Origin of the sequence: Pseudalkalibacillus sp. JSM 102089, assembly GCF_041366475.1 — a bacterium.
Classification (GTDB): Bacteria; Bacillota; Bacilli; order Bacillales; family Guptibacillaceae; genus Guptibacillus; species Guptibacillus hwajinpoensis_B.
Map to the genome: position 1 here is coordinate 420,308 of NZ_JBEWYW010000003.1, position 16,117 is coordinate 436,424.

Consider the following 16,117-nt stretch of genomic DNA (forward strand, 5'->3'; position numbering starts at 1 on the left):
TTTAAAGAATTATGTAAGCGATGTCAAATTCTTTTTTAGCCATTTTTATAATGAATCCTCTTTAAAAAATCGAATTTTGTAGAGTACTTTTGGAAAATTAGTCGATTTTTATCCTTTTTTAGTACAAAAGGACCCTATAATGTCTGTTATTCCAGACCGATATTAGAAATAGTTAAGAAATACTTTCCATTTGAGACTAATTTTGAAGGGAGGCCGTTTCGTCTGTTGTTGTGACGTCACTGCGTACATAAGAAAAATAGAAACATAGAATATGGGGGAATACACATCGTGCGGAGTAAAATTCTTGCGTTTATGATGATCGTTATTTTAATTTTTACAGGAATGAGTTTTCCAGAAAAAACATCAGCAAGTGGTGAAATCGAACGTATTAGTGGTGCAAACAGAATTGATACTGCTCTTGAAATTTCTAAGAAGGTATCACCAGGTAAGCTTGCAACAGCTGAGAAGTCTGTTATCCTCACTCGTTCAGATATGCCATTCGATGCTTTAGCAAGTTCTGGTCTTGCAGGAGTAAAACAAGCACCGATATTATTAACAGGCTCATCTAAACTTGATGACAAAGTATCGGATGAACTCGCCCGTCTTGGCGCGAAAAAGGTTTATATCCTTGGAGGAACAACTGCCATCAGTCAGGGGATTGAAAATGAATTAAAAAGGACATATACAGTAGCGAGAGTTGAGGGATCAAACCGTTACGAGACGGCCAACGCTATTAATAAAGCATCAGGCCTTGATCACTCATCTACAGCTATTGTGGTAAATGGAAATCAAGTAGCAGACTCCCTTTCAGCATCCAGCGTAGCTGCTATGAAAAATTATCCAATCTATTTAACAACAGAGACAAAAGCGCCATCGCTTCCTACAAATATTAAGACTGTTTATGTAATTGGAGGAAATGCTGTTCTCTCAGACACTGTTATAAAGAATTTAGAACAACAAGGTAAGAAGGTTGTTCGCCTTGCTGGTGACGATCGCTTCCTAACAAACATTGCAGTTAATAAAGCCTTCTTCACATCAAACTCTTCTTATATTTTAGCAAGAGGAACTTCGGTGCAACAAGATAAAGAAGATTATCCAGATGCTGTAGCTGCCGCTTCCTTAGCAGAGAAATTTAAAGCACCAGTTGTATTAGCTCACAATACGAGACCAATTCCAGACGTTCAAACTTATCTCTATCAAAACGCTTCTTCCTTGATGGTGTTAGGTGGAGAAGCAGCTATTCCTTCTAGTATTGTAGATTCTTATAAAATAAAAGACAAAGTTGAAGAAGTTGTTCTAGAAACTGGCATTGTTACAGCTTCAAGCTTGAATGTTCGAACTTCACCAGAAATGAATGGAACTAGAATCGGTGCATTGCCACGTAACGCTGAAGTTGACATTTATGGCTATTCAGGTGATTGGGCTAAAATTAAATATCAAGGTCAAGTAGCTTACGTACATAGTGGTTACTTAATCCTTAAAAGCAGTAACCTTTTAAACAACTTAACGATCGTAGTCGATGCAGGACATGGAGATCATGATCCAGGCGCAAGTAATGGAAAACTCCTTGAGAAAGACATCAATCTTGATGTATCTCTTTATCTCGAGAAGCAGCTTAAATCAGCAGGGGCTAATGTTGTCATGACGCGAAGAGATGATTCATTCCTTGAGCTTAGAGAACGATCAAATATCGCAAACAATTTGAATGCAGATGCTTTTATTAGTGTGCATACGAATTCTGCCACAGAAGCAGCTCATGGCATTGAAACATATTGGTACGACAAATACAGTTCTGCAGAAAGCAAGGCCTTAGCAGAAAGCATCCAAAAACGTTTGATTGAAGTAACGGAAGCAAGAGATCGCGGTGTCAAAAATCAAAGCTTCTCTGTTATTCGCGAATCTAGGATGGCAAGTGTACTTGTTGAAGTTGGTTTCTTAACAAACAATGAAGAATACCAACTCCTTCTGACACAGTCTTATCGTGAAGAGCTTGCTGATGGGATTTACCAAGGCGTTTTAGATTACTATAAAACAAATTAGATTTTAAGAAAGGGAGTTCTTCTTTACGAGAACTCCCTTTCTTGTGTTATGCTTTTATCCAATTTGGAACCATTTCAACATCAGCTGCTTTTAACGTTGTAAATACTGGGCAACGGGCATCAACAATTTCTTTCAATTCTTGAACACGCTCTTCCGTCTCAGAAGTATTCACTTGGGCATTAACAGTAACTTTTTGGAAATAAGGACGCACTCCGTCTGCTCCCATCATTCCGCTCGGATCTAGTTCACCACGAACATCAAACTCAATACCCTGAAGATCAAAATTAATTTCTTTAGCTACCATGTTGGCAATGGCATTTTCACAACCTGCTAGAGAGATTAGTAGAGTAGCTAGTGGATTAGCTCCTTCGTCTGTACCACCCATTTGAGCTGGCTCATCAATGATTACCTTGTGCCCTTTAGAATCACCTGTTGTATTCATTCCTTTTGATACTGCTGTAATTTTTTCAATCATTTTAGACATTGTAATGTCCTCCTTTGTTATTTAAATAATGAAATCGTATTGTATCTGTAATGTTTTTTAAAATCATGATATCCTGATAATTTTTCATTAACAGAATTCCACCTTCAAGTTGTGCTACGATCGTTTGCGCATGTTTGTAAGGTTCTTCTACCATAAGATCCTCTAAAACATCTGAAAGTCGAGCAATCCATTGATCCAAAAGCCCATTAATTTTTTCACGGAAAACCTCATCATGTTCACTCATCTCTAGTGCAAGGTTCCCGAAAGGACACCCATGCATATTAGCCTCAGTTTCATGATAGTGAATTGCCCATGACAGCATTTTGTTTAACTTCACTTCAGGAGACTCATTCGTACTTAAGATATTCTGTATAAGATCTCGCTCCCATTTTTCTACAAAGTGATCAACAACTGCAATACCAAGATCTCTTTTAGAAGAGAAATAATGATAAAACTGTCCTTTTCCGATCTGCGCTTCTGACAATATGTCGCTTAACTTCGTGCTCTCATATCCCTTAGCATGAATAACCCCTGCAGTCGTTTTTATAATTTCACGCTTTCGATTTGCCATGTTATCACCTTCCGCTATTTATAACCGACCAGTTGGTACAGTTATAAGATAACACATTTCAAAAACGTAACTCAAGAAATTAACAGCCTTCAGGACCGCAAGTCAAGCCCATTTGGTTATTCAACTGTTCTTTATCGTTTTGAATCTCCACCATCTTTTTCAAGTTCTCTAGTGGCTGGGCACCTACCGTTTCCATGTCTCCGTACCTATATGTTGGTACTCCCGTGATGCCGTTTGCGTGAGCCTCATGAATCGATGCACGCAATTTATTATGATATACAGGATTTTCAATGGCTTCTAATAATTTGACTGGATCAAGATTTACTTGTTTAGCCACTTCACGGAGCACATGATCTTCAGCGATATCTTTTCCTTCTACCCAATAAGCATGGAAAACAGCATCTCGATATGACCCTTCAGCGCCATGTTCTTTTGCAAATTCGAAACCGAGCAAAGCTTTGCGAGAATCACTCGTCACCTCAGTTAGGACTTCTGGTCTCATCTCAATACCATACTCCTTAGCAAGGTATTTCACGTTCTCAAGGGCCTGTTTCATATACGGACCTTTTGCATCAGGTTGTCCCTCTGGATGAAGCTCAAACTCCTTCCACTCAAGCTCTAATCCAGGAATTTCTTGTTGGAGTCTCTCAGCATTTACTTTCCCAATGTAGCAAAAAGGACAAATAAAATCTGAATAAACAACTAATTTCTGTTCCTGCACAATCTCACCTCTGAACCCATATTTAAAACCAACCAGTTGGTACAGAAACAATATAACACCACTTAATTATTCTTGCCAAGCAAAACGCTCATCTGAAGTGATGAGCGTTAGCAAATCTATAATCCTAAACCGATCGACGTTTGATTAGTATAGGACGTATATGCAATAAGTTGGTTAATCTCCACAATTTCCTTTTCACTATAGTCATGTTCTTTTAATTTCTCTAAATCCGCTTTCTCTAGACTCTTTGGGCTTCTGACAAGTTTCTCAGCATAGCTAAGAATACTTTTTAAATGATCTTCAAAAGCATCTGAACTTTCATATCCTTCAAGCTTCTCAAGAATAGAGTCATCTCCACTGATTTCTTTTAATAAGCTTCCATGTCCTGTATAACAATAATCACACCCATTCAAATGAGACACAAAAACGACAACTGCTTCCGTTTCAAATTCATTCAATACGCCTGCTTTAACAGAAGCTGCTAAAGGCATAAACGCTGAAAAAATGTCCGGACTTTTTGCAATAAGTCGATTAAAAACAGGAACAGGGTGTTCAAGATCTTTGTAGATTTCAAGCTCCTTTAAATCTGACTGTTTGGCCGGTTTAATCCATGGCATTTTCTATCATCCTTTCTTGATCCATTCTTTATCATAACAAATAGTTCTGATATGTATAAAAAAACACTGTGCTAAGAAACACAATGGGGCGAGCCAGCTTTAAAACGTTTCTTTTTTATTCGACGATACTTTCCGATCATTACGTAAAAGATCTTGAGGAAATCTTGACCCGATTATTTATTGAAAATGGTAAAATAAAGGCAAAAGAAATCACCAGAAATTCGAGGTGTAGTCGAATGCAGTTAATACATGACTTTTTTGTAAATATGATGATTATACTAGCTCTACTGTTTATTTATTATCAATTTTTTAAAGAAGAAAATCTAGCGCCGACATCTTCTTTGAAAAGAAAATTCCTTAGTGGTTTGTATGCAGGAATAATCGGGGTTTTCCTGATGATTTATAGCATTCAAGTTGATGCAACGACCATTGTCGATCTAAGACATATCCCTCTTTTACTAGTCACCTTATATGGAGGTCCTGTTCCTGGAGTTATTGCTCTTATTGTGATCCAAATAACGCGATTTATCATTGGAATAAATCTTTCTTCCTTTGTTTCACTTGGTTTGCTAACTTCTCTTTATATCGGTTACCTTCTCTTTAGAGAATGGAAGATTGGGATTTTCATCAAAGCTCTCTGGATGCTCCTTTATTCCAATCTCGTCTTCAGTATCTTAATCGTCTACTTGCTACTTGATATAAAAAGCTTATTTAGTGAAATCAACGTTCTCTTCTGGCTTACATCCACTGTGACAGGAGTAATGGCGCTTTACACAACAGAGCATTTACGAAAAATAAATCATCTGTTTAAAGAATACAAAAAGAGTGCTACTATCGATCCCCTTACCGGGTTAAACAACGTAAGAAGTTTTGATGAAGCATTAAATCGCGCCATACAGGAAACATCTACGAACGATGAAAAGCCCTTATCACTGCTAGTGATTGATATCGATCATTTCAAAAATGTGAACGATACATACGGCCATGCATCTGGGGATACCGTTTTGACACAGTTTGGTAAGACGCTAAGAAGTGCCGCCAGATTGAACGATATTGTATCTCGAAACGGTGGAGAAGAATTCACCATCTTATTAGGGGATTGCACTAATAGAGAGGCTTTGGAGATTGGAGAACGGGTCCGATCCATGATTGAGGAAAATTCTTTTGCAATCAATAAGGATATAAGTATTCATATCACTGCTTCACTCGGTGCAAGTACTTTTCCCGAAACTGTTTCATCTCCTGCTCAGCTTTATCGAGAAGCAGATGAAGCCCTTTATCACGCAAAGCGAAGTGGACGGAATCGCATCTGTTCAAACGAACAAACAATGAAAGTCTATGAGTATTAAAAAAAGGGGCTTCCTGCCCCTTCTTCAAATTCCAATCTTATTATTCTGTATGAACCCCGTTTAACGATACAACAATGCTCCGACTGCTCCACTAAACTGCCCCCGATGTGGAAAGTAAGCTTTGATATCAAATAATTCTTCATAACGTTCAAGCTGCTCTCTAATTAATGGATTCGATTGAAAAGTAGAACCGATAAATACTATGTTTGACGTAGAAATGGTTTTCGCAAATGGGATAGCCATCATTAAAATCGATTCAGAAATCATTCCAATTAAGCATGCTAACACATCTTCATCCTTTACTTCTTGCTTCTTAATCCGATCAATGAAACCAAAATTACTGGCAGTTAAATCACCGCCAATGGGGGAGGCCTCTCCATAAATATCCTTCACCTTTAAATCGATACCATTTCGATCGCCTTTTTCTGCTAGTCGGGTAATCTCTTGAAAATCTGTTCGTCCTGTCAATAAGTAAGCAAGTCCCATGAGCATCCCACCCCCTACTCCAGTTCCTCCAAGTCTTTCAGCACTCTGGCCATTAACAGAGTGAATTGATGTACCTGTGCCAACGTTCACTACTAAATAGTTATCAGGTAAAGGAAGCTTTGCTCGATCCACTAGCGCTCGGATGCCTGATGTAGTCGCTTCAAATTCCGGAACCATTTCGACATCATTTTCCACAAGCTTAGCAAGAGCCATTTGCTTCCCACCAGTAATCATTAACTTTGCTTCCCCATGGTTTTTCACCCATGACGCAACATCATTTATATCACTCGTTGCAAAAGTCTGATAGCAGTATTTTTCATTCTTAAGGTGCACCGTTTTAATTAATGTCCCACCAGCATCGATGCCTATTTTGTTTGCCATACTCACCCCTTCTTTCCCTATTTTAATGAGATAGTTTTATTCTATCCCAGTTCGTTTGAACAAGTAAAACATAGTCAGCCAGAATCAAAGCCCCTCTATCCTTTGAAAGGATAGAGGGGCTTTGCACGAATGAATGGTCACTCTTTCGGTAGTTGAATTAATACCTTAGTACCCTGTCCTGGCTTACTCTCAATTTTAAGTCGTCCTCTATGCTCGGTTATGATTTTGTTACTAACGGTCATTCCAAGCCCAATTCCTTTTTCTTTATTGGTATAGAAAGGGACCCCGATCCGCTCGAGACGTTCTTCGTCAATTCCCATGCCATTGTCATGAATCTCAATGATAACGCCGTTCTGATTTTCTTCAAGAATCACATCAATTTGTCCATCTTGCTCAATGGCTTCAACCGAATTTTTAAGAATATTGATAAATACTTGTTTCATTTGGTTTCTCTGACATCGAATAACAATTGACTTGAGCTGACTACTTATATTAATTCTTATGTTTTTTGATGAAGCTTGTGGTGTAAGGACTGTAATCGCGTTTTTTATTAGCTTCAGCAAACTTACTTCAGCTACTTCAGAAGCCTCAGGCTTACCAAGAGAAATAAAGCCATTCACAACTTCTTCGATATTGGTAAGCTCATCTTCAATGATTTGGTGATACGTACGATCACTTTCCTCCTGCCTTGCTAGAAGCTTTACGAACCCCTTTATGGAAGTAAGAGGATTCCGAATTTCATGGGCAAATCCTGCTGCTACATCCCCTATCAATGCAAGCTTCTCAATATTTTCACGGTATTGTTGAAGCTGAATCTTTTCAGTGATATCTCTTGAAATAAACACGAAATGATTGACGTTTCCCTCTTCATCAATAACGGCCATTCCTTTTGCTTCAAGTATAATATCATGTCCAGAAGCATGCAGTTTACGATAAATAGTCGTAATAGGCTGTTTGGTTTCAGTTAATTTCTGAATAGATCTCTGACACTTTTCAAAATCATCAGGATGGATAAATGTTAAAATATCTTTTCCTACAACTTCATTTTGTTCATATCCTAATACTTCCTTATAAGAAGGTGATGCATAAACAGATGTTCCTTCATTATTCATCATACAAATTAAATCATTGCTATGTTCTAGAATCATACGATGCTTTTTTTCATTCCAATGAAGCAACATTTCGGCCTCATGTCTCTCCGTAACATCTCTTGAAACGACAACATAAGATCGCTTATTTTCATTAGAAATACATGTCCCCTGTGATTCAATGTAACGATATACCCCATCCTTACGCTGCATGCGGTATTGAATGATAAGTGGCTGTCGATATTTGACTAATTTAAAAAATTCTTTTCTAACACGTTCCTTGTCTTCTTCATGCACATATCGAATTGAACTACGTCCAATTTCATCTTCAATTCCTTCTCTTGCGTAGGCTCTATATGAAGGTGAAACGTATAGTAGATTTCCTTTAGGGTCAAGTAAGCTTATAATTTCATTCATATTCTCTGTAATGAGTTGATAGTTTTCAAGAGTATTTTGTACATTGGCACGATCATAATCAACCATTTTAATAATGGCTGTCGTTTGCCCAAGAAAATTCTCCACAGGAATCCCAGTAACTTCAACAGGGATATAGGATCCGTCCTTTTTCAACCACCTTTGAACGAGAACTCCAGGATTAACACCATTAATAGAAGCTTCGATCCGTTTTGAAACAACCTCTCTATTTTCTGGATGAACCGTCTCCCAAATTGACTTACCTTCGAGTTCACTAAAGTGATCAAACCCGAGAAGATGAACGGCCGCATCATTTAAATAGAGCCACTTTTCTTCTTTTTGAACCACTAGTGCTGTAGTAGAACTTTCGTAGTACTTAACTAATCCTGCTAATTTATCATCCCTCGGTTCCTTAGTTTCATTCTCAGGAGGAGGGCCCGAACGTCTATAGATAGCTGTATTCTCGTTATGATTCATAGCTTCTCCTTCTAAAATATGATATTCGTGCAGCGGGTCTTTTGAGGGATATGAATACTTACATATCTTCTTTAAAAATAGTCGTTTTCCTGCAACTATTCTTTAATTCCAAAAAAGAAGATAACAAATGACGTTATCTTCTCCTCCTTTATTCAATTAGAACGTTCTTCGTACCACCTACGTCCAAAATCAACGAGATCTCGTTGATTAAAAAGCTTGCATATAGCAGCACCTATCTTCATTCTTCTAAAGTGTTCATTATTTTCAAATTGAAACCCAATTTGATCAAAGCAATCTGAATCATAATCAATCTCCGTATATGTTTTCCATACTCGTTTATCATTTTCGATTAATGCTGCAGACTTTTCTGAGCGTTCCTTCTTGGTTGAAGCGTGTTCAGAAAGGTGAAATGAAGTGTTACTATCATGACCTACTCCAAGCATAAGAATTTTTCCATCAAGCTTATATATCTTTCCAAGAGGTGAGTTCTCTCCAAAACCATCCTCAATTGATTGGTCCTTTGTAATGAAGTATTTATGTTTGCCCCAGGCAGCAAATGAGTACATCGGATGATAACTGCGCACGACACCTGGGAATGTTCTAAACAACTCCGCTACCGCTCCCATGCCGCGCGTAGGAGTGGTATCACAGCAAAATGCTGGCATATTCTCTCGAATAATAGGCCACCACTCTTCTGGAACTGGCGGATTCATCCACTCTGCTGGCTCTGAATTACTCGCTGACTGCGCTGGCATGACAAGCGTTCCATCTTCTCCAACAGCTCTTATCAATGCTAATATAAGAGCTTCTGCACCCCCGCATACCCATCCTAACGAGCTTAAAGATGTATGAACGATTAATGTCATTCCGTCCTTTACCCCAAGCTCTTTCAAATCTTTTTCAAGACTATCGATTGTAAGGGGAAAACATACCTTATTCATTACATTTCTCTCTGTCATGATTCTTCCTCCAGTAAAATATCATAGTATAATTCTCGTTTGATGCTCAGCTTCTCTTTTTCATCAAATAAGGTTTGAAGCTCTGTAAGATCCTTCATTTCATTAAGCTTCTGATCGATTTGATCAATCTGGGATTCAATTTCCTCAAGCTCCCATTCTATTGAATTCGATTTCGGTTTATTTTCCACCTTCTTAATGGGAGGTGACGGGACTATACTCTTCCATGACCTCCAACCATCAATCATTTCCTCGTGCTTTATCTTAGCTTCTGAATAGCTATATAAATGCTGGTAAAGGTGTTGATTTTCAATCCAATATGTCACTGGAAAACACTTATTCAGAAAATAGCGATCATGCGAGACACAAACGATCGTCCCAGGGAAACGCTCAATGGCATCCTCTAATACCTCTCTGGAGTCAATATCGAGATGATTTGTTGGCTCATCAAGAACTAATAAATTTAGATCCTTACTCATCAATTCAGCAAGACGTAAACGCATCTTCTCGCCGCCACTTAAGAAAGAAATCTTAGCAAAAACGTCATATCCGTAAAATAAAAATCGAGCTAATTCATGTCGAGCATCTCCTTCTGATACTTTCGCTGATTCACGATAAACATCAATGACACGTTCTTCTCCACGATCTTCTAGGACATGTTGAGAAAGGTAACCAATTTTCACACTTCCGCCTACCTTTACTTGTCCAATAGAAGGATCTACATTTCCGAGCAAAACATTGAGAAGCGTTGTCTTTCCACTTCCGTTTCTCCCTACAATAGCGACCCGCTCACCGTACCTTACGTGCAAATCAACTTCAGTAAATAATACGTTTTGTTTATAACCCGCTGTAACATTTTCGAAAGTGAGAACATCTTCTCCACTGCGCTCCTTCACGTCAAAGTCCAGGCCAATTTTCTTCCGATCTAAAACCGGACGTCTCAATTTGACCATACGCTCTAAAGCACGCTCCATATTTCTTGCACGCTTATGAAGTGCGGCATTCGGAGGATTAGCTTGATTAGCCCACTCTCTTAAACGTTTGATCGCTTCTCTCATTTTTTTGATTTTCTTTTGCTGTTCCTGATAGGCAGCAAACTCTGTGAGCAACAGCTCTTCTTTTTTCTTTACAAACTCACTATAAGATCCGTGATAGACAGTTAACGCACCATCTTCAAGATCCATGATTTTCGTAACCACTTCATCAAGAAAATACCGATCATGTGAGATCATTAAGACCGTTCCACTATATTGCTTCAAAAAGCTTTCAAGCCACTCAACCGCTTCCACATCAAGATGATTTGTTGGCTCATCAAGTAAGAGCAAATCTGGTTCTTTTAATAACAGTAACCCTAGACTTATCTTTGTCTTTTCTCCTCCACTCAAACGATCGAATGATGCATTCAACAAATGCGCAATACCAAGTCCATTCGCTACACTTTGAATAGATGAATCTATTTCATATCCTCCCATACGAGTAAAACTCTCAAGCAATTGCCCATATTCTTTGAGTTCACGTTCGGTTTCTTGTCCAATCGCCATTTGAGATTCAAGTACGTTCATTCGTTCTTGCATTTCTACAAGATCACTAAAAGCTTTTCTTAAGACATCTTCTACCAGTACCCCTGGATAGTTTGGAATTTGGGCTAAGTATCCGATCTCTGTCCCTTTTTTATAGTAAATCATTCCATCATCTACCTGCTCAACACCTGCTAACAATTGAAAAAGAGTCGTCTTTCCACAACCATTCCTTCCAACAATACCTACACGTTCCTTCGCATTTATCTCAAAAGATATATCTTCAAAAATAAGAGTTCCACCAAGCATCTTACTAATTGATTGTGCTGTAACGATCATTATAATCAGTCCTTTCATTCAGATAAGCATACAAAAAACCACAGATAAGGATACACCTCACCTGTGGTTGAATCTGGCATCATTTCACTTTAAGTCTACTAAAACCTTAAGATACTTAAAGCAAATAAAAAAGAGCGACAAATTTGCCGCTCTCTTTCCAGTAAATTTATACATTCCGCCTGAAGCAGGGTAAGAGAGCCTTACGCTTTGTTTCCTATGAAGTTGCTGTTTTTGGACACACCTGTCCCCTCGGCAGCTACTTCATGAAAAATCGCACGGCAAATTGATACATAATCCATAAATTCCGTACGTACAAAAGCGTTAGACATCCCTTCCTCACCTCCTTAAATTAATACTTCCATTCTATCTGAATGCTCTGACAAAATCAACCTTCAGCTACGCGAAGACCAATGACAGAAATGACCACACAAGATATTAACACTAATTGCATTCTATTTTTGGGTTCTTTAAACCAATACATACCGATCAATACACTGCCCGCTGACCCTATGCCAGTCCATATCGCATAGGCTGTACCTACCGGTAGAGCTTTTAATGATAAAGACAACATAAAAAAGCTCATGCTTCCGAAAAGAATTGTAAAAATAGAAGGCTTTAATTTTGTAAATCCTTCTGATAACTTCAAGCTAATAACACCGCCAATTTCACCTAGACCAGCGATTAACAATGCAATCCATGCCATTTTGCTTCCCTCCTAAGCTTCCTTTGCATTTAACTTCAAACCGATAATAGAAGAAATAAGCAATAAGATAAAAAATAGTTTTATGAAACTAATCGATTCATTTAAGAACATCATTCCAACCACAGCTGTCCCCGCTGCGCCTAATCCTGTAAATATGGCGTATGCTGTACCTACAGGTAAATATTTTAATGCCCTAGCGAAAAAGTAAAAGCTTGTTGCAATACCTACGATCGTTAACAAGCTTATAAGTGGTTTCGTAAAGCCATCTGAATATTTTAATCCAATAGCCCATAATACTTCCATCAGACCACCGATCACAAGATAGATCCATGCCATCTTATTTCTCCTCCTTACTATGAACGCCTCTAATAAATAGTGACCAGGAATTTTCTAACCGTTTATTATGTTCTTCAGGTGAATAGTAGAAAATTTGTTCAAACATGCCGTCAAGTAAACATAAATAAGCATCAAAAACTCGTTCCCATTCCTCATTTGGGAGCATCTGCTCGAGAATAGACTTAATCACTCTCTTCATCACATTCTCCGTTTTTTCAAACATTTGAGCGATTTCCTTCCGTAACGACTCTGGTGGAAATAGCATCATTCTTTTGAAAATAAGACCCATTTCATCATTCCGTAGATACTCTGTATTTTCACGAAGAAGGTCATATAATTGTTTCTCAGGTGATTGATTGCTTAATCGTTCAGCCGTCTTTACAAAAAACGCATTGTAATCAACTGATACTTTATGAATCACACCTAAAAATAAATCTTCTTTACTTTTATAATGCGCATATAAGGAAGGTTTTTTTATGCCTACTCCTTTAGCAATATCTGAAAGGGAAGTCCCTTCAAATCCATTACGTGCAAATAGAATGAGGGCAACCTCTTTAATTCGATCCTGTGTCGATTCTTTTTTCATATATCATTACCTACCGATCGTTAGTTATTGATAAATAAAAAACGCAGGCATTTGCCTACCACTCGTTAGTTATTATATCAACATTACCTATCATATGCAACTATCACAAAAAAAGCAGCCACTAGGTAAATATCGTAGTGGCTACATCTAAGGGAATAAGGGTTTTCAACTAATTAGACGAGCAACTACCTCATGAGGTTTCAAAAAAAGAAGTTTTTTTCATTTCATTCTTATTCTAGGTTTATCGACAAAAAAGAGAGTGATTAGTCATTGATTGATTATAGTTAAAATGAATGCTACACAGATATCGAGGCAAAAAAAAGGACCGGCAAATGCCGGTCTTCCTGGTAACGGAATATTTGAAAGGGGGTCTTAGGATCATCTTATCAAAGGGGTATAGGTGTGAACAGGTCCTTCAATACCGGTACAATCGAACGAAGTAACTTCTTTTTTATCATTTAATGTCCTTTGAACTAGTACAATCTATTCACTTTTAATCATAGCAAGAAAAAATATGTCTTTTGAATCAATCCCCCCCCCCCACTTTATAGGCTATTTTATAAGTAAGCTCTTACTCGATTTGAGCGAAAATTGCTTTATATTTCAATTCCCCAACAACCTACTGAAAAATATTTCCCTTACAAGGGAAATGTGTCAAAATATAACTAGCAATTGAGATTGAAAGCAGGTGGAATAAGGATGTACTGTCCACATTGTGGAAAAAAAAGAGGCGATGATGAGCAATTTTGCTTCTCTTGTGGAAAAGAACTAGTCACTCAAAATAAATCTAAGCATAGCCTTTCCATTCTGTGGCGTTGGTTACCAGTGATCGTGTTTTTTCTTCTTTCTAGCACACTTGCCGGCTATTATTTTTATGAAGAATCAACGTCAAAGGCAGCGATTCGCTCATTTGAAAAGGGAGAGGAATTAGCTAAAAACGGCAAGCTCGAAGCAGCACAAAAAGAATTTAATGAGGCTCAACAAAAACGACCTCGTTTCCCAGCTGCCCAAAAAAACGAGAATATTGTAACGATCGCATTAAACGTTGAAAAGACTTTAAAACAGGCGGAAACCGCAAGAAAAAAAGATAACTACAGTAAAGCCTTAGATTTGATTAAAGAAGCTGAGCAAACCTCAGCATCCTATAAAGGAGATCTATTCTCTACTTTACAAGAAGACATCGGAATGGTTCGGACAACTGTGATGGTTGCCGAATTAAAGTATGATATGAAAGGAAAAAAATCCATTGATGAATTGAAACCTGTGTTAACAAGGGCTGAAAGTTTACAAGTGGATGAAGCCCAAGACATAGCCGGACAAATTCGTAATCAAATTGTCGACTTTTCAATTAATGAAGCAAATGGTTATTTGGAAGAGAACCACTTTACGGAAGCATTAAACTCAGTAGAAGAAGGCTTAGAAATCAATAAAGGTAACGAAAAGCTATCAAACCTTCAAACCGTAATCGAAAAGAGACGAAATTCGTTTGAGGAGGAGCAACAGAAGCGAATTGAACATGCTATGGTTGCTGCAGCAAAAGAAGAAGAGATGAATCGTACAAGCGCGATTGAGCTCAATGAATTAGAAACAAAGGTGACAGATTACAATGAATTAAAAATAACAGGTACGGTCACAAGCAAAGCCACTGTTCCCGTCAATTCGATCGGGGCTTCTTATAAAGTATTGGACGGAGATGGAAAAGAGTTTGATAAAGGGGAGGTTTATATTAACCCCGACAAACTTTATCCTGACGATACAGGTAAATTTGACTTTATAATCTACGATGTAGGTGAAGACGTGAAGGATCTTGATCAATTCACAGTCGAAATTGATCATTTCACATGGTACTTGGATTAGCAGAAAGGAGTATTCAAGACGGATGTCTAAGAAATTGGCTTTGCTACTATCCCTTGCAAGCTCCCTCTTTATTCTGATTGGGGGCGGCGCAGGTTTTTATTTTTTACATGATTACTATTCAAATACAACCGTTGAAGCAACATCTTCTCTAGGAGAGAAAACAAATGCTCCAGAGAACCAAAAGAATGATTCAGACTTAAAATCCGTCATTCATGAGACACAAAAAAGCGTTGTGCAAATTGAAGTCGCCTTAAAAGATGGCACTTCTTCTGGATCAGGCTTCCTCTATAATACGAACGGAGACGTCATTACGAACGCTCATGTTATCGAAGGTGCACAAAAAATTACCGTTAAAACCTCTGATGCTAAACAATTCGAAGCTCAAATCATTGGTATGGGTGATACGATAGATGTTGCGGTGATTCGCGTTCCAGGATTAGAGGGAAATGATCCCCTCCCTGTTGCAGAAGAGCGCATGGCGGAAGTTGGGGACAATATCATTGCTCTTGGTAGCCCACTCGGACTTCAGAATACCGTTACAACAGGGATTGTCAGTGGTCTCGATCGAGAATTCATCTTAGAGCCCTATCGCTATGAGCATATCTATCAAATCTCTGCCCCCATTACAAAAGGGAACAGCGGAGGTCCCCTTATTGATGCTAATACTGGAGAGGCGATCGCCATTAATTCCGCAGGAACAGACTCAGGGGCAATCGGCTTTAGCATTCCGCTCCCCAACGTTATTGAGCAAATTAAAAATTGGTCTGATGACCCAGTAGAAATAACGGTAGATGATGAAAGTAAGGAAGAAGTATCAACACCACAAGGACTCACAGGAGAAGACTTTAAGAATAATGCTACCTATCTTATTGGATATTTCTATGAAAGCTTGTCTACTCAAGACTATGTCACTGGCTACTCCTTACTTGGCAGTCGCTGGCAGAGTGAAATGCTGTATGAAGATTTTCGAAGTGGCTATATCCATACCCTTGACGTTGAAGTTTCAAATATGACCGGAAGTTTAAATCAAACGAATGATCAAGTAAAGGTAACAGCTACTATTAAAGCACAAGAACGAACCGAGGATAAGAAGACAACAACTTCTCTATACAACGTCACTTACCAGGTTGGCTATGAAAATGACCAATTGAAAATTCTAAGTGGTAAGGCTGAAAAATTAAAGTAAAATAGGCAA

The 16,117-nt window shown here is 38.3% G+C and carries 16 protein-coding genes; 4 read left to right on the top strand and 12 right to left on the bottom strand.

Annotated elements, in window-relative coordinates; all coding sequences use genetic code 11:
- Positions 1-288: 288 nt before the first annotated feature.
- Positions 289-2,040, top strand: a complete 1,752-nt coding sequence (locus ABVF21_RS10480; protein WP_371018181.1) for an N-acetylmuramoyl-L-alanine amidase — start codon at positions 289-291, stop codon at positions 2,038-2,040.
- Between the two features lie 46 nt (positions 2,041-2,086).
- On the opposite strand, the gene ABVF21_RS10485 is transcribed toward ABVF21_RS10480, so the two are convergent.
- From ABVF21_RS10485 to ABVF21_RS10500, 4 genes are all read right to left on the bottom strand, one after another.
- A complete protein-coding gene (locus tag ABVF21_RS10485) occupies positions 2,087-2,524 on the bottom strand; it encodes an OsmC family protein (RefSeq protein ID WP_303530401.1) in 438 nt (145 codons plus the stop codon).
- Entirely contained in the window at positions 2,517-3,095 is a 579-nt protein-coding gene (locus ABVF21_RS10490; RefSeq protein WP_303530402.1) for a TetR/AcrR family transcriptional regulator, read from the bottom strand. The genes ABVF21_RS10485 and ABVF21_RS10490 overlap by 8 nt, the downstream gene beginning before the upstream one ends.
- A gap of 79 nt (positions 3,096-3,174) precedes the next feature.
- The gene (locus tag ABVF21_RS10495) at positions 3,175-3,816 is read right to left on the bottom strand and encodes a DsbA family oxidoreductase (protein ID WP_371018182.1); all 642 of its coding nucleotides are present in this window, start codon (positions 3,814-3,816) and stop codon (positions 3,175-3,177) included.
- Positions 3,817-3,932: 116 nt separating this feature from the next.
- On the bottom strand, positions 3,933-4,433 hold the full coding sequence (locus ABVF21_RS10500) for a carboxymuconolactone decarboxylase family protein (RefSeq protein ID WP_303530405.1): 501 nt from the start codon (positions 4,431-4,433) through the stop codon (positions 3,933-3,935).
- 236 nt (positions 4,434-4,669) lie between these two features.
- On the opposite strand from ABVF21_RS10500, the gene ABVF21_RS10505 reads away from it, so the two are divergent.
- Positions 4,670-5,782: a diguanylate cyclase gene (locus ABVF21_RS10505; protein ID WP_371018183.1), complete on the top strand. Its 1,113-nt coding sequence runs from the start codon at positions 4,670-4,672 to the stop codon at positions 5,780-5,782.
- 60 nt (positions 5,783-5,842) lie between these two features.
- Here the strand turns inward: ABVF21_RS10505 and coaW are convergent, their stop codons facing one another.
- The 8 genes from coaW to ABVF21_RS10545 all read right to left on the bottom strand — a co-directional run bounded on the left by coaW (position 5,843) and on the right by ABVF21_RS10545 (position 13,065).
- Positions 5,843-6,649, bottom strand: coding sequence for a type II pantothenate kinase (gene coaW / locus ABVF21_RS10510; RefSeq protein ID WP_303530409.1), 807 nt, complete (start codon positions 6,647-6,649; stop codon positions 5,843-5,845).
- Between the two features lie 137 nt (positions 6,650-6,786).
- Positions 6,787-8,628: a PAS domain-containing sensor histidine kinase gene (locus ABVF21_RS10515; protein WP_303530411.1), complete on the bottom strand. Its 1,842-nt coding sequence runs from the start codon at positions 8,626-8,628 to the stop codon at positions 6,787-6,789.
- A gap of 152 nt (positions 8,629-8,780) precedes the next feature.
- Entirely contained in the window at positions 8,781-9,587 is an 807-nt protein-coding gene (locus ABVF21_RS10520; RefSeq protein WP_303530413.1) for an aminoglycoside N(3)-acetyltransferase, read from the bottom strand.
- Entirely contained in the window at positions 9,584-11,440 is a 1,857-nt protein-coding gene (abc-f, locus tag ABVF21_RS10525) for a ribosomal protection-like ABC-F family protein (protein WP_425589852.1), read from the bottom strand. The genes ABVF21_RS10520 and abc-f overlap by 4 nt, the downstream gene beginning before the upstream one ends.
- Positions 11,441-11,640: 200 nt before the next feature.
- Positions 11,641-11,769 carry an RAxF-45 family protein gene (locus ABVF21_RS10530; RefSeq protein WP_303530417.1) on the bottom strand — a complete coding sequence of 43 codons (129 nt, stop codon included), beginning with the start codon at positions 11,767-11,769 and terminating at the stop codon, positions 11,641-11,643.
- A gap of 56 nt (positions 11,770-11,825) precedes the next feature.
- Positions 11,826-12,143, bottom strand: coding sequence for a DMT family transporter (locus tag ABVF21_RS10535; protein ID WP_303530418.1), 318 nt, complete (start codon positions 12,141-12,143; stop codon positions 11,826-11,828).
- Positions 12,144-12,155: 12 nt separating this feature from the next.
- Entirely contained in the window at positions 12,156-12,479 is a 324-nt protein-coding gene (locus ABVF21_RS10540; RefSeq protein ID WP_303530421.1) for a DMT family transporter, read from the bottom strand.
- A gap of 1 nt (position 12,480) precedes the next feature.
- The gene (locus tag ABVF21_RS10545; RefSeq protein WP_303530423.1) at positions 12,481-13,065 is read right to left on the bottom strand and encodes a TetR/AcrR family transcriptional regulator; all 585 of its coding nucleotides are present in this window, start codon (positions 13,063-13,065) and stop codon (positions 12,481-12,483) included.
- A 699-nt stretch (positions 13,066-13,764) separates the two neighbouring features.
- On the opposite strand from ABVF21_RS10545, the gene ABVF21_RS10550 reads away from it, so the two are divergent.
- Together ABVF21_RS10550 and ABVF21_RS10555 are read left to right on the top strand one after the other, a co-directional pair.
- Positions 13,765-14,922, top strand: coding sequence for a zinc-ribbon domain-containing protein (locus ABVF21_RS10550; protein ID WP_371018184.1), 1,158 nt, complete (start codon positions 13,765-13,767; stop codon positions 14,920-14,922).
- A 22-nt stretch (positions 14,923-14,944) separates the two neighbouring features.
- A complete protein-coding gene (locus ABVF21_RS10555) occupies positions 14,945-16,108 on the top strand; it encodes a S1C family serine protease (RefSeq protein ID WP_303530426.1) in 1,164 nt (387 codons plus the stop codon).
- The last annotated feature ends 9 nt before the right edge of the window (positions 16,109-16,117 follow it).

Bases quoted from the DNA above. Each gene is read 5' to 3' on its own strand.
- ABVF21_RS10485 (WP_303530401.1), bottom strand. From the start codon at position 2,524: ATGTCTAAAATGATTGAAAAAATTACAGCAGTATCAAAAGGAATGAAT.
- ABVF21_RS10490 (WP_303530402.1), bottom strand. From the start codon at position 3,095: ATGGCAAATCGAAAGCGTGAAATTATAAAAACGACTGCAGGGGTTATT.
- ABVF21_RS10500 (WP_303530405.1), bottom strand. From the start codon at position 4,433: ATGCCATGGATTAAACCGGCCAAACAGTCAGATTTAAAGGAGCTTGAA.
- ABVF21_RS10505 (WP_371018183.1), top strand. From the start codon at position 4,670: ATGCAGTTAATACATGACTTTTTTGTAAATATGATGATTATACTAGCT.
- coaW (WP_303530409.1), bottom strand. From the start codon at position 6,649: ATGGCAAACAAAATAGGCATCGATGCTGGTGGGACATTAATTAAAACG.
- ABVF21_RS10515 (WP_303530411.1), bottom strand. From the start codon at position 8,628: ATGAATCATAACGAGAATACAGCTATCTATAGACGTTCGGGCCCTCCT.
- ABVF21_RS10520 (WP_303530413.1), bottom strand. From the start codon at position 9,587: ATGACAGAGAGAAATGTAATGAATAAGGTATGTTTTCCCCTTACAATC.
- abc-f (WP_425589852.1), bottom strand. From the start codon at position 11,440: ATGATCGTTACAGCACAATCAATTAGTAAGATGCTTGGTGGAACTCTT.
- ABVF21_RS10530 (WP_303530417.1), bottom strand. From the start codon at position 11,769: ATGTCTAACGCTTTTGTACGTACGGAATTTATGGATTATGTATCAATT.
- ABVF21_RS10535 (WP_303530418.1), bottom strand. From the start codon at position 12,143: ATGGCATGGATTGCATTGTTAATCGCTGGTCTAGGTGAAATTGGCGGT.
- ABVF21_RS10540 (WP_303530421.1), bottom strand. From the start codon at position 12,479: ATGGCATGGATCTATCTTGTGATCGGTGGTCTGATGGAAGTATTATGG.
- ABVF21_RS10545 (WP_303530423.1), bottom strand. From the start codon at position 13,065: ATGAAAAAAGAATCGACACAGGATCGAATTAAAGAGGTTGCCCTCATT.
- ABVF21_RS10550 (WP_371018184.1), top strand. From the start codon at position 13,765: ATGTACTGTCCACATTGTGGAAAAAAAAGAGGCGATGATGAGCAATTT.
- ABVF21_RS10555 (WP_303530426.1), top strand. From the start codon at position 14,945: ATGTCTAAGAAATTGGCTTTGCTACTATCCCTTGCAAGCTCCCTCTTT.